Origin of the sequence: Mycolicibacterium aurum (genome assembly GCF_900637195.1) — a bacterium.
Classification (GTDB): Bacteria; Actinomycetota; Actinomycetes; order Mycobacteriales; family Mycobacteriaceae; genus Mycobacterium; species Mycobacterium aurum.
Genome location: NZ_LR134356.1, coordinates 2,270,698 through 2,283,675, shown reverse-complemented (window position 1 = coordinate 2,283,675; position 12,978 = coordinate 2,270,698). Strand labels below are relative to the sequence as shown.

Here is a 12,978-nt window from a genome sequence, read left to right as displayed (position 1 = left end):
CTGCTCACATGAGCAACACACCCGACGCACGCCAGGTCGCCGCGATGATCGACCACACCCTGCTGAAGCCGGAAGCCACCACGGCAGACGTCGAGAAACTGATCGCCGAGGCGGCCGAACTCGGCACCTATTCGGTCTGCGTGTCGCCGTCCATGCTTCCCGTCACGGTGCCCGCAGATCTCAAAGTTGCTGCCGTGTGTGGGTTCCCGAGCGGAAAGCACACCTCGGCGACGAAGGCCGCCGAGGCGGCCGAGGCGGTGCGGCACGGCGCCGACGAGATCGACATGGTGATCGACGTCGGTGCAGCCTCCGAGGGCGCATTCGACCGGGTCGAGGCGGATATCGCGGCAGTGCGTGCAGCTGTCCCCGCGCCCACCGTGTTGAAGGTGATCATCGAATCCGGAGCCCTCACCGATGATTCCATCGTGGGAGCCTGCCGTGCGGCGATCGCGGCAGGCGCGGATTTCGTCAAGACCTCGACCGGTTTCCACCCCGCCGGAGGGGCCACCGCACATGCCGTCGCGCTGATGTACCGGACCGTCGCCGACTCCGGTCTGGCGGTCAAGGCTTCCGGTGGCGTACGGACCCTGGCCGACGCCCGCGCGATGATCGCCGCCGGCGCCACCCGGCTGGGCGTGTCGGGTTCGCGCGCACTGCTGTCGGACACCGGCAACGGCGCCGACTCGGGATACTGAGCGCGTGACCCGGCCGGTCAGCGGATGCCGGGCACCAGCCAGCGTCCGGACAGGACCCGCCAGCCGACGAACACCAGTCGCAGCACCATGAATGTGCTCAGGCCTGCCCAGATGCCGAGCAGCCCCCATCCGAACGCCAGCGACAGCCAGATCAACGGGAGGAATCCCAGCAGCGCGCTCGCCAGCGTCGCGGTGCGCATGAACGCCGCGTCGCCGGCGCCGAGCAGTACCCCGTCGATGGCGAACACGATCCCGGCAACCGGTAACTGAGCCACCAGGAACCACCACGGCACGCCGATGGCGTCAAGTACCGAGCGGTCGTCGGTGAACACGGTGGGGAACACCGAGGACCCGAGCGCAAACACCGCGGCCAGCACGGCGCCCGCCACCGTGGAGAAGATGGTCACCCGCCACGCCACCGACTTGGCATGGGCCAATTGGCCCGCACCCAGGGCCGCACCGACCAGCGACTGCGCGGCGATGGCCAGCGAATCAAGCACCAGGGCAAGGAAACTCCACAACTGCAGGACCACCTGGTGCGCGGCTACGGAAGCTGCGCCGAACCTCGCCGCAACCGCACCCGCGGAGATGAAGCAGGCTTGGAAGGCCATCGTCCGCACCACCAGGTCGCGCCCCATCACCACCTGCGCGCGCACCACCGACGGCTGCAGCCGCAGGGGCACCTTCTCGACCACCAGCGCGCGGCAGAACAGCGCGGCGGCCAGCCACTGCCCCACCACGTTGGCCACCGCCGACCCGGCCAGCCCGAGTTCCGGAGCGCCCAACCAGCCGTAGACCAGCAGCGGACACAGCACCGCGGACACGGCGAACCCGACGACGACGTAACGCAGCGGCCGCATGGTGTCCTGGACACCCCGCATCCACCCGTTGCCGGCAGCCGCAATCAAGATGGCCGGCACGGCCCCGCTCGCGATCCGGACCCAGGGCAGTGCCGTCTCGGCGATGCTGCCGCCGTCGGCCCCGCCCGCCAGCACCCCCACCAGCGGAACAGCGGTCAGCTGCACGGCGACCACGATCGCGGTGCCGATCCCCAGCGCCAGCCAGGTGGCCTGGACTCCCTCGGCGACCGCCGCCCGCCGGTCGCCGGCGCCGTAGAACCGGGCCGCGCGGGCCGTGGTGCCGTAGGACAGGAACGTCAACTGCGAGCTCAGCACCCCCATGATCAGCGCACCGATGGCGAGCCCGGCGAGGCTCAGCGCCCCGAGCCTGCCGATGACAGCCAGGTCGAACAGCAGGTAGACGGGTTCGGCGGCCAGTACACCCAGTGCCGGGAAGGCCAGCGCGGCGATACGCCGGCTGGTCGCGGGCGCAACCGCGTCAGCCAAGGGCTGCAAGCAGCGCCGCGACCAGTTCGTCGGCGGTTCCGGACGTGGAATAGCCGGCGGCCAGGCGGTGGCCTCCGCCGCCGAACGTGCTGGCGATGTCGGAGACGTTGACCGTCTTCGCGCGCATCGACACCGACCACTGCCGCGGTGCGATCTCCTTGAAGACCGCCGCCACCTCGGCCTGCTGGGTGGTGCGCACGATGTCGACGATGCTCTCGACTTCCTCGGGCCTGGCCTGGCACAACTCGTCGTGGTCGACCACCGCATACACCAGCCCGCGCCCGCCGAGCGCATCGGTGACCAGCTGCGCCGAGCCGAGCACGCGCGACAGCATCGGCAACCAGGCATACGGGTGCGTGTCCAGCAGTGCACGGCTGACGGCAGCGTTGTCGACACCCATGTCGATCAGCCGGGCCGCGAGCCGGTGCGCGCGCGGGCTGGCCCAGCGGAAAGATCCGGTGTCGGTGGCCAGACCGGCGTACAGGCAGTGCGCGACGCCGGCGTCGATCGGTTTACCCCACGCGTCGAGCAGATCGGCGATCAGCACGGTGGTCGAATCGGCCAGCGGATCGACAAAATTCGCGGTACCGAACATCTGGTTGGACACGTGGTGATCGATGACCAGGACGTCCCGGTCGACGGTGAGGTCGTGCAGCGCACCGAGCCGGTTGACACTGGGTATGTCCACCGTGACCAGGAGATCGGCGTCGCGGCGCAGGTGTTGCGGCGCCACGAGCAGATGCCCGCCGGGAAGCGAGTGCAGCGAATCCGGCAGCGTGTCCGGCTCCGCGAAGCTGACTTCCACGTCCTTGCCGACATCTTCGAGCACCAGCGCCAAGGCCAGCCCGGCACCGATCGTGTCGGCGTCGGGATAGACGTGGCAGATGACACTGACGCTCCCTGCCGCGGACAGCAGTTCCGCGGCAGCGCCAGCGTCGACGCGCACGCCCCCGGTCAGGGCGTCAGTCGTCGAGTCTGTCGCGGTCACCCATGTCCTCAGCGTCCGGCGTGTCCGTGGTCCCAGCCGGTCCCTCGGTTGCCTCCCCCACCGAATCAAGACGATACGGGTCAGCGTCACCGGCGTGCTTGGCACCCTGCCGAACTCTCGCCAAATCCTCATCCGCGGCCCGGGCGCGGGCGAGCAGCTCCTCCATGCGGTGCGCGGTGTCGGGGACGGTGTCGCGGGCGAAGGCCAGGGTCGGGGTGAAGCGCACGCCCAGGGCGGCACCCACCCTGGTGCGCAGCACCCCGTTGGCCTTCTCCAGCGCCACCGCGACGCCCTCGTAGTCCGGTTCCTCGTCGAGCGACTTCCCCAGCACCGTGTAGAACAGCGTCGCATCGTGGAGGTCGTTGGTGACCTTCGCGTCGGTGATCGTCACCCCCACCAGCCGTGGGTCCTTGATCTCGTATTCGATCGCGGACGCCACGATGGTGGCGATGCGCTTGGCCAGTCGCTTCGCGCGCGCGGGATCAGGCACGTGCTTTTTCGACCAGCTCGTACGCCTCGATGACGTCACCCTCCTTGATGTCGGAGTACGTCACCGTCAGACCACACTCGTAGCCGTCCCGAACCTCGGTGACATCGTCCTTCTCGCGCCGCAGCGACGAGATGGTGACGGTCTCCGCAACCACCACGTTGTCGCGGAGCAACCGCGCCTTCGCGTTGCGGCGCATGATCCCCGAGGTGACGAGGCAGCCGGCGATGTTGCCGACCTTCGACGACCGGAAGATGGCGCGGATCTCGGCGCGGCCGAGTTCCTTCTCCTCATAGACCGGCTTGAGCATGCCCTTGAGCGCGCTCTGGATCTCGTCGATGGCCTGGTAGATCACCGAGTAGTACCGGATGTCGACGCCCTCGCGGTTGGCCAGCTCGGTGGCCTTGCCCTCCGCACGCACATTGAATCCGATGATGATCGCGTCCGACGCCGACGCCAGGTTGACGTTGGTCTCGGTGACACCACCGACACCGCGGTCGATGACGCGCAGTTCCACCTCGTCGTCGATCTCGATACCCAGCAGGGCCTCCTCCAGCGCCTCCACGGTGCCGGAGTTGTCGCCCTTGAGGATCAAGTTCAACTGCGACGTTTCCTTCAACGCTGCATCGAGATCGTCCAGGCTGATGCGCTTGCGGGTACGGGCGGCCAACGCGTTGCGCTTCCGCGCGCTGCGACGGTCCGCGATCTGCCGGGCGATCCGGTCCTCGTCGACGACCAGCAGGTTGTCACCGGCACCGGGCACCGACGTGAAGCCGATGACCTGGACGGGACGCGACGGAAGTGCTTCGTGGATGTCCTCGCCGTGCTCGTCGACCATGCGCCGCACGCGGCCATAGGCGTCGCCGGCCACGATCGAGTCGCCGACACGTAGCGTTCCGCGCTGGATGAGCACGGTCGCCACCGGGCCGCGGCCACGATCGAGGTGCGCCTCGATGGCCACACCTTGGGCTTCCATGTCGGGGTTGGCCCGCAGGTCCAACGCCGCGTCCGCCGTCAGCAGCACCGCTTCCAGCAGGGCGTCGATGTTGGTGCCCTGCTTGGCGGAGATGTCGACGAACATGGTGTCGCCACCGAAGTCCTCGGCCACCAGCCCGTATTCGGTGAGCTGGCCGCGGATCTTCGCCGGGTCGGCACCTTCCTTGTCGATCTTGTTGACCGCCACGACGATCGGCACGTCGGCCGCCTGCGCGTGGTTGATGGCCTCCACCGTCTGCGGCATGACGCCGTCGTCGGCCGCGACCACCAGGATCGCGATGTCGGTGGCCTTCGCACCACGGGCACGCATGGCGGTGAACGCCTCGTGACCGGGGGTGTCGATGAAGGTGACCAGCCGCTCGTTGCCGTCCAGTTCGGTGAGCACCTGGTAGGCGCCGATGTGCTGGGTGATGCCACCGGCCTCGCCCTCACGCACGGTCGCGTTGCGGATGGTGTCCAGCAGGCGGGTCTTGCCGTGGTCGACGTGACCCATGACCGTGACCACCGGCGGGCGGAATTCGAGGTCGTCTTCGTCGCCCTCGTCCTCGCCGTAGGTGAGGTCGAAGGACTGCAGCAGTTCGCGGTCCTCGTCCTCCGGGCTGACGACCTGAACGACGTAGTTCATCTCGCCGCCGAGCAGTTCCAGCGTCGAATCGTCGACCGACTGCGTCGCGGTGACCATCTCACCCAGGTTGAACAGCGCCTGCACCAGCGAGGCCGGGTTGGCGTTGATCTTGTCGGCGAAATCCACCAGGGACGCGCCGCGAGCCAACCGGATGACCTCGCCGTTGCCGTGCGGCAACCGCACGCCACCGACGACCGGCGCCTGCATGTTCTCGTATTCGGCGCGTTTGGCCCTCTTCGACTTACGGCCACGCTTGGGCGCACCGCCGGGACGACCGAAGGCGCCTGCCGCTCCGCCGCGCTGGCCGGGCCGGCCACCGCCGCCGGGACGACCGCGGAAACCACCCGCGGCCGCGCCACCGGCACCTGCACCGCCACCTGCGCCGCCGCCGCGGTAATTACCGCCGCCGCCACCGCCACCGGGACCGCCGGGACGACCGCCGCCGCCGGGTCCGGGACGGGGACCGCCACCGGGACGGGGACCGCCACCGGGGCGAGGACCTCCACCGGGACGGGCGCCGGCCGGACGAGGCGGCATGTTGCCCGGAGTCGCGCCGGGACGGGGACCGCCACCGGGACGGGGTCCGCCGGGGCCTGCACTAGGGCGCGGGCCGCCGGGGCCCGCCGCGGGACGCGGTGCCGGCCGCTCGACGGGCTGCTGGGAAGAGAACGGATTGTTGCCGACGCGCGGGGTCCGTGCGGCGGGCTTGGGTGCACCGGGCTTGGGCGCTGCGGGTCCCGGGCGCGGACCTGGGGTCGGCCGGGCCGACGGGTCAGCGGGAGCTGCCGCTGCCGGCGGCTGTGACGCGGCGGGGGTCGGCGCAGCGGGCGGTGCGGCCGGGGCCGCAGCTGCGGGGGGCGCCGGAGGTGCGGCGGGAGCCGCGGGCGCGGCCGGAGCCGCGGGGGCCTGCTGCGCTACCGGAGCGGCAGGCTTGGGGCCTGGGCGCGGACCTGGCGCAGACGGCTTGGCGGGCGAGCCGTTGGCTGCCGCGGGGCTGCTGACCTTGTCCTGCGCCGGCTTGTTGCCGCCGAACGACTCACGGAGACGGCGGGCCACGGGGGCCTCGACCGTCGATGACGCTGACTTGACGAATTCGCCTTGCTCTCCGAGCCGGGCGAGTACTTGCTTACTGGTGACACCGAGTTCCTTAGCCAACTCGTGCACGCGGGCCTTACCTGCCACTACATCTCCTGTCTAGGAGGCAACAGCGGTGGTTGGCGCCGTGCCTCGGGTTAGCTATGACGCATGGTCATCGGGACTTCACGGTGTGCTCATGTTTTTCGCTTACCTGTTCTCTTGGCCGGGTGCGTCGGACACTTCCCCATCGGGGAGATGCTTTGACACCGCGGTGATATCCGGTGAACCGGCGATCCGTAACGCTCGGCCGAATGCCCGCCGGCGAACCGCTGCCTGCAGGCAGACCGGATCGGGGTGCAGCCACGCACCTCGCCCCGGCAGGCTTCTCGCTGTGTCAACGATCACGGCACTGGAGCAATTCCCAGTTCCGCTCTCCCCGTCGACAGCGACCACCCTGAGCAGTTCGACGGCCAGCTCTCGTTTACGACATCCGATGCAGGTCCGAACCGGTCCACCCGAAGGCGGGAAGGTGCTTCTCTGCGTCCGAGCCGATGTCTCGCGCTGGACCACAGCTGAGTCTACCGTCACCGCAGCCAGGAGAAGAAAACCGGTGCGCAAACCGAATCCGCGCTGCCGGTCAGTGTCCGTCCCCCGCACCGCGCGAGGCATCGGGACGCGGTGCATGGCGCTCGGCGTGGCCTGCCGAATTCGGTCCGCCGGCTCCGTCGGCGGGCGCGTCGTCGCTGCGGATGTCGATGCGCCAGCCGGTAAGGCGCGCCGCGAGACGGGCGTTCTGCCCTTCCTTGCCGATCGCCAGGGACAGCTGGAAGTCGGGCACGATCACCCGCGCCGCCCGCGCCGCCTCGTCGATCACCGTCACCGACACCACCTTGGCCGGGGAGAGCGCATTCGCCACGAATCGTGCCGGGTCCTCGTCGTAGTCGATGATGTCGATCTTCTCGCCCGACAGCTCGCTCATCACGTTGCGCACGCGCTGTCCCATCGGCCCGATGCAGGCCCCCTTGGCGTTCAAGCCGGGAGCCCTGGTGGTGACGGCGATCTTGGATCGATGGCCCGCCTCCCTGGCCACCGCCACGATCTCGACTGATCCGTCGGCGATCTCGGGCACCTCCAGCGAGAACAGCTTGCGCACCAGATTGGGATGCGTTCGCGACAGGGTGATCAGGGGCTCCCTGGCACCGCGCGAGACGCCGACGACGTAGCAGCGCAGCCGGTCGCCGTGTTCGTACCGCTCACCGGGTACCTGCTCGGCGGACGGGATGACGCCTTCGGATCCCTTGGTCTCGCTGCCGATCCGCACCACCACCAGGCCGCGGGCATTCGCGCGGGCGTCACGTTGGATGACGCCGGCGACGATGTCCCCCTCGCGGGCGGAGAACTCCCCGTAATTCTTCTCGTTCTCGGCATCGCGCAGCCGTTGCAGGATGACCTGGCGCGCGGTGGTCGCTGCGATACGGCCGAAACCCTCTGGGGTGTCGTCCCATTCGTGGACGACGTTGCCGTCCTCGTCGGTCTGCCGGGCCAGCACCTTGACGATGCCCGTCTTGCGATCGATGTCGATGCGGGCGTCGGCCTCGTGGCCCTCGGTGTGCCGGTATGCCGTCAGCAGAGCCGATTTGATGGTGTCGACCACAACGTCGACGGTGATTCCCTTGTCCGCTTCGATCGCGTGCAGGGCCGCCATGTCGATGTTCATGCTGAGGTTTCCTCTCCGGAGACGCCGGCCAGCTCCAACTCACGTGAGCTCGGTGGCGAAAACTCCACCTGGACAACAGCTTTGGTAATCGTGTCGAGAGCGATCTCGCGGACCGCGGGTCCCTTCTTGACCTGCTTCACGACGAGGTCGACGGTGCCGTCCCGCACGGCTCCGATGCGACCGGTCACCACGGAACCGTCCGCCAGCGACATCTCGGCCAGCCGGCCCTGGGACCGCCGGTAGTGCTTTTCTGACGTGAGAGGGCGATCCACACCGGGTGAGGTGACCTCCAGCACGTAGGGGGCGGAGTCCACCTCGTCGAGCACCTCCGAGGCGGCTCGGGACAGCTCGGCGATGGTGTCGAGATCCAGACCGTCGTCGCCGTCGGCGATCACCGTGATGCGCGGCGGACGGGTCGCGGTGTCGATGCGCACGTCCTCGATGTCGTATCCGGCGCGCGCGAACTCGGCATCGAGCAGTTCGATTACCTGTTGTTGCGACGGTAATCCCGCAGACCGCTCCGCCACGGCGAGCTCCTCGTCTTGAGTTGTCCGGACACGTTACGCAGGGAAGGCTCCTGCGAATCCGCTCACCCACGATACGCCAGCGCCGGACGCACAAATGACGAAAAGCACGCACGACCGGCGGCCCGCGGCCAACTCGGCTCCCCACCCGTGGGCAGCGGGGTGGCAGGATGTGGCACGTGCCGAGCCGACCGCCGACCGTAAGCCGTCGACGCGTTCTTGTCGGTGCTGCCGCGCTGGCGGCGCTCGGAGCAACGGCGGCGGCCTGCGGTACGCCGCCCCCTCCCCCCGACCTCGACGATCTCACCACTGCGCTGGACCGGGCGCGATCCGACAGCCGGCTGGCCTCCGACGTCGCGGCGACCGCCCGGGGCAGGCTCGCCGACGTACTCACCGACGTGGCCGCCCAGCGTTCCGCGCACGCGGAGGCGCTCGCCGAGGAGATCGTGCGGATGACCGGCCACGCCGCACCGACGACGACCACGACGACCACCACCACCACGACCTCGGCGTCGCCGTCCTCGACAACTGCTGCTGCGGCGTCCGCGGACGACGTGGTCGGGGCGCTGCGCACCTCTGCGGACAGCGCCACGCAGGCCGCCGGCGCGCTCTCCGGTTACCGGGCCGGGTTACTGGCGTCGATCGCCGCGTCCTGCACGGCGGCCTACACCGTCGCGCTGGCGTCCGGAGACCGGCAATGACCAGCCCGTCGCCGTCGCCCGACGACGCGACGCCGACCCGGCCCGACGACACGTCCGCAGGCGCGCTGTTCGACGCGGTCGCGACCGAGCACGCCACGATCTACGCGTACGGGGTGGTGTCGGCGCACTCCGTGCCGGACGTCAACTATCTGGTCGCCGCCGCGATGGCCGAGCACCGGGCTCGGCGCGAGGCGGCCATCGCGCTGCTCGCCGACGAGGGAGTCGACGCTCCGCTGCCCGAGGCGGGATACCAACTGCCCAGTGAGGTCGACACGCCGCCGGAGGCGACCAACCTCGCGGTGCGGATGGAGGAGGACGCGGCGACCGCATGGCGGGCCGTCGTCGAGCAGGCCGCAGACCAGACCGTGCGGGCGTTCGGAGTCACTGCACTAACGGAATGCGCCGTGACGGCTGCACAGTGGCGCAGCGTCCGCGGCGACAACTCGGTGACCGTGGCGTTCCCCGGCGGCGCCGAGCAGTAGCCGTCAGCGTGCCGCTGTGATCGCGGCGCTGATCGCCGCCGCCGCACCGTCCGCCGGGACCTCCTGCTTGTCCCCGCTGATCCTGTTGCGCAACTCGACCACACCGTCGGCCCAGCCGCGGCCGACCACGACGATCCACGGCACACCGAGAAGTTCGGCGTCCTTGAACTTCACCCCGGGAGAGGCCTTCCGGTCGTCGAACAACACGTCGACGCCGAGGCGGTCGAGATCGGCGACCAGCTCGGTGGCACCGGTGCGGGCATCGTCGTCCTTGTTGGCGATCACGACGTGCACGTCGAATGGCGACACTGCCGCGGGCCACCGCAGTCCGAGTTCGTCGTGCTGCTGCTCGGCGATGACCGCCACCATGCGCGACACTCCGATTCCGTAGGAGCCCATGGTCAGTCGCACCGGCTTCCCGTCCTCACCGAGCACGTCGGCGGTGAAGGCGTCCGCGTATTTCTGACCCAGCTGGAAGATGTGGCCGATCTCGATGCCCCGTGCCGATGTCAGCGGGCCGCTGCCGTCCGGCGACGGGTCACCATCGCGCACCTCGGCCGCCTCGATCGTGCCGTCGGGGGTGAAGTCGCGACCCGCGACGAGGTCGACGACGTGCTTGCCGACCTCGTCGGCGCCGGTGATCCACGCCGTACCGTCGACGATCCGCGGATCGACGAGGTATCGAACTCCGTTGGCCAGCAGTCCTTTCGGACCGATGTACCCCTTCTTGAGGAACGGGTACTTCGCGAAGTCGGCGTCATCGATCATCGCGTACTCGGCCGGTTCCAGTGCGGCGCCGAGTCGCTTGTCGTCGACCTCCCGATCGCCGGGCACGCCGACTGCGAGCAGCTCCCAGTCCCCGCCCGGCATCCGCACCTTGAGCAGCACGTTCTTCAGGGTGTCGGCGGCGGTGACCTGACGGCCTAGACCGGCGCCGTTGGCCCACTCGACAAGGGTCGAGATGGTGGGGGTGTCGCCGGTCTCGTGGACGACGGCTTCGGGCAGGCCGTCGAACGGGATCGGCGCGGGCGGCGTCGTGATCACGGCCTCGACGTTCGCGGCGTAGCCCGATTTCAGAGACCGGACGAAGGTGTCTTCACCGACCTCGCTCTCGGCCAGGAATTCCTCGGAGGCGCTGCCGCCCATGGCGCCCGAGACTGCCGACACGATGACGTAGCGCACCCCGAGTCGCGCGAAGATCCGCTGGTAGGCCTCACGATGCGCGTGATAGGCCTTCTTGAGTCCGTCCTCGTCGACGTCGAACGAGTACGAGTCCTTCATCACGAACTCGCGCCCGCGCAGGATGCCGGCGCGGGGCCGTGCCTCGTCGCGGTACTTGGTCTGAATCTGGTACAGCCGCAACGGGAAATCCTTGTACGAGCTGTACTCCCCTTTGACCGTCATCGTGAAGATCTCTTCGTGGGTCGGGCCGAGGAGATAGTCGTTGCCGCGCCGATCCTTCAGGCGGAACAGGGTGTCCCCGTACTCCGTCCACCGGTTGGTCGTCTCGTACGGTGCCCGCGGCAGCAGCGCGGGCAGCAAGATCTCCTGCCCGCCGATGGCATTCATCTCATCCCGGATGACCTGCTCGATCTTGCGGAACACCCGAAGCCCCAGCGGCAGCCAGCTGTACAACCCGGGTCCCACGGGGCGGACGTAGCCGGCTCGGATGAGCAGCTTGTGGCTCGGCACTTCGGCGTCGGCCGGGTCGTCGCGCAGCGTGCGCAGGAACAGCTCGGACATGCGGGTGATCACAGCCGACAACCTTACTGACTGCGCCGAGTACTTTTTCCCCCAGTCGCTGCGCTGCTGCCCCGGCGGAATCCGGCTAGAGCTCGCCCGCCTCGACCGCTTCGCGATTGTGCTGTGCCGTCGCGATCTGGCGTGCGGTGAACCCGATGAACAGCGCGGCGGCGCCCACCAGGACGGAGACCCCCGCAACCCACAGCAACGAGTACGTGTAGCCGGCATCGAGGGCGTCGAGCTGGGCCGACGTCATGTCGTTGACCGGGCCGGTGGTCCCGCCGACGTACAGGGTCCGTGAGACCTGCACAGCCTGGATGACGACCAGCACCACCGGACCGCCGAGGTTCTGCACCATCAGCGTGATGGACGAGACCGGGCCGATCTCCCGCGGGCCGACGTCGGCCACCGCACACAGCGGCAGGATCACCGAGATCACCCCGATGCCGAACCCGCCGAGCACCAGGGGCGCGATCAGATCCGGGAAGTACGGGACGCCGCGGTTGAGCGTGGAGCCGTACACCATCGCGATCGGCACCAGCAGCCCCGCACCGAGGATCACCCACCGAGGGGCGACGTGCGGGGCGACGCGCGCCGCGACGATCGTGCCCGCACCGAGCGCCAAGGCGAACGGGATGAAGCAGACCCCTGCCTTCAACGCGGAGTAGCCCATCACGTCCTGGACGTAGAGACCGATCATCACCGTTGCGCTCAGCATCACGCCGCCGGCCAGGAACAGCGAGATGAACGTCGCCACCCGGTTGCGATTGTCGAACACCGACAGCGGCACGATGGGGTGGTCGGCGGAGCGCTCGACGACGAAGAACCCGACGAACAGTGCCGCGGAGGCGGCGCCCGCGCCGATCACGAGCGGGTCCGTCCAGCCGCGTGCCGGACCCTGCGTGAACACCAGAACCGCTGACGTGCAGCCCAGCGTCGCCAACAGCGCGCCGGTGACGTCGAGCTTGAGCCGTTCGTGGTGCGTCTCGGCGAGCCGCAACATCGCGATGACGATGATCGCGATGCCGATCGGGACGTTGATGAGAAACGCCAGCCGCCACGACACGACGGTCAGCGCTCCGCCGAGGACGAGGCCGAGCACCGAACCGGTGGCCTGCATGGCCGCCGAGACCGCCAGGGCGCGGTTCCGCGGCTGGCCCACCGCGTACGTGGTTGCGATGAGCGCCAGCCCGGTGGGCGCGGACACCGCCGCACCGACGCCCTGCACGGCGCGTGCGACCACCAGGGTGGCCTCGTCGGTGGCCAGACCGCACACCAGCGACGCGAGGGTGAAGACACCGACACCCGACAGGAACGCCCGCTTGTGCCCGATCGCGTCACCGATGCGGCCGCCGAGCAAGAGCAGACCGCCGAACGCCAGCACATAGGCGGTGATGACCCAGCTCTTGCCGGCATCGGAGAGGTCCAGCTCGGCCTGCATCCGGGGCAGCGCCACGATCACGATGGTGCCGTCGAGCGTGGACATCAGCTGCATGCCGGTGATCGCGATGATCGCGATGCCGAGCACGGATTTCGACAGCGGCGCCGGCTGGGGGTCAGACGGCCCGGACGACATGGTGAGCCACCCTACCGAGCG

The 12,978-nt window shown here is 69.2% G+C and carries 12 protein-coding genes; 3 read left to right on the top strand and 9 right to left on the bottom strand.

Annotated features, from left to right (window positions below):
• Window positions 1–8: 8 nt before the first annotated feature.
• The gene (deoC, locus tag EL337_RS10845; RefSeq protein ID WP_048634660.1) at window positions 9–695 is read left to right on the top strand and encodes a deoxyribose-phosphate aldolase; all 687 of its coding nucleotides are present in this window, start codon (window positions 9–11) and stop codon (window positions 693–695) included.
• Window positions 696–712: 17 nt separating this feature from the next.
• On the opposite strand, the gene EL337_RS10840 is transcribed toward deoC, so the two are convergent.
• From EL337_RS10840 to rimP, 7 genes are all read right to left on the bottom strand, one after another.
• Entirely contained in the window at window positions 713–2,041 is a 1,329-nt protein-coding gene (locus EL337_RS10840) for an MATE family efflux transporter (protein ID WP_048634659.1), read from the bottom strand.
• Entirely contained in the window at window positions 2,034–3,029 is a 996-nt protein-coding gene (locus tag EL337_RS10835; RefSeq protein ID WP_048634658.1) for a DHH family phosphoesterase, read from the bottom strand. Before EL337_RS10835 ends, EL337_RS10840 begins: the two co-directional genes overlap by 8 nt.
• A complete protein-coding gene (gene rbfA / locus EL337_RS10830) occupies window positions 3,004–3,519 on the bottom strand; it encodes a 30S ribosome-binding factor RbfA (RefSeq protein WP_048634657.1) in 516 nt (171 codons plus the stop codon). The genes EL337_RS10835 and rbfA overlap by 26 nt, the downstream gene beginning before the upstream one ends.
• Window positions 3,512–6,319 carry a translation initiation factor IF-2 gene (infB, locus tag EL337_RS10825; protein ID WP_126316554.1) on the bottom strand — a complete coding sequence of 936 codons (2,808 nt, stop codon included), beginning with the start codon at window positions 6,317–6,319 and terminating at the stop codon, window positions 3,512–3,514. Before infB ends, rbfA begins: the two co-directional genes overlap by 8 nt.
• 102 nt (window positions 6,320–6,421) lie before the next feature.
• Window positions 6,422–6,883, bottom strand: a complete 462-nt coding sequence (locus tag EL337_RS10820; protein ID WP_306316172.1) for a YlxR family protein — start codon at window positions 6,881–6,883, stop codon at window positions 6,422–6,424.
• The gene (nusA, locus tag EL337_RS10815; protein ID WP_048635507.1) at window positions 6,852–7,931 is read right to left on the bottom strand and encodes a transcription termination factor NusA; all 1,080 of its coding nucleotides are present in this window, start codon (window positions 7,929–7,931) and stop codon (window positions 6,852–6,854) included. The genes EL337_RS10820 and nusA overlap by 32 nt, the downstream gene beginning before the upstream one ends.
• Complete coding sequence (gene rimP, locus EL337_RS10810) at window positions 7,928–8,458, bottom strand: ribosome maturation factor RimP (RefSeq protein WP_048635506.1); 531 nt, start codon at window positions 8,456–8,458, stop codon at window positions 7,928–7,930. The genes nusA and rimP overlap by 4 nt, the downstream gene beginning before the upstream one ends.
• A gap of 167 nt (window positions 8,459–8,625) precedes the next feature.
• On the opposite strand from rimP, the gene EL337_RS10805 reads away from it, so the two are divergent.
• Both EL337_RS10805 and EL337_RS10800 read left to right on the top strand, forming a co-directional pair.
• Window positions 8,626–9,156 carry a hypothetical protein gene (locus tag EL337_RS10805; RefSeq protein ID WP_109860288.1) on the top strand — a complete coding sequence of 177 codons (531 nt, stop codon included), beginning with the start codon at window positions 8,626–8,628 and terminating at the stop codon, window positions 9,154–9,156.
• Window positions 9,153–9,638 carry a ferritin-like domain-containing protein gene (locus tag EL337_RS10800; protein ID WP_048635505.1) on the top strand — a complete coding sequence of 162 codons (486 nt, stop codon included), beginning with the start codon at window positions 9,153–9,155 and terminating at the stop codon, window positions 9,636–9,638. The genes EL337_RS10805 and EL337_RS10800 overlap by 4 nt, the downstream gene beginning before the upstream one ends.
• Before the next feature lie 3 nt (window positions 9,639–9,641).
• Here the strand turns inward: EL337_RS10800 and EL337_RS10795 are convergent, their stop codons facing one another.
• Together EL337_RS10795 and EL337_RS10790 are read right to left on the bottom strand one after the other, a co-directional pair.
• Complete coding sequence (locus EL337_RS10795) at window positions 9,642–11,393, bottom strand: proline--tRNA ligase (protein WP_048635504.1); 1,752 nt, start codon at window positions 11,391–11,393, stop codon at window positions 9,642–9,644.
• A 73-nt stretch (window positions 11,394–11,466) separates the two neighbouring features.
• Window positions 11,467–12,957: an MFS transporter gene (locus EL337_RS10790; RefSeq protein ID WP_048635503.1), complete on the bottom strand. Its 1,491-nt coding sequence runs from the start codon at window positions 12,955–12,957 to the stop codon at window positions 11,467–11,469.
• Between the last annotated feature and the right edge of the window lie 21 nt (window positions 12,958–12,978).

What these genes read in the sequence shown, in the direction of transcription:
- EL337_RS10820 (WP_306316172.1), bottom strand. Translation starts at nt 6,883, where the DNA reads ATGCCTCGCGCGGTGCGGGGGACGGACACTGACCGGCAGCGCGGATTC.
- EL337_RS10805 (WP_109860288.1), top strand. Translation starts at nt 8,626, where the DNA reads ATGTGGCACGTGCCGAGCCGACCGCCGACCGTAAGCCGTCGACGCGTT.
- EL337_RS10800 (WP_048635505.1), top strand. Translation starts at nt 9,153, where the DNA reads ATGACCAGCCCGTCGCCGTCGCCCGACGACGCGACGCCGACCCGGCCC.
- EL337_RS10790 (WP_048635503.1), bottom strand. Translation starts at nt 12,957, where the DNA reads ATGTCGTCCGGGCCGTCTGACCCCCAGCCGGCGCCGCTGTCGAAATCC.
- deoC (WP_048634660.1), top strand. Translation starts at nt 9, where the DNA reads ATGAGCAACACACCCGACGCACGCCAGGTCGCCGCGATGATCGACCAC.
- nusA (WP_048635507.1), bottom strand. Translation starts at nt 7,931, where the DNA reads ATGAACATCGACATGGCGGCCCTGCACGCGATCGAAGCGGACAAGGGA.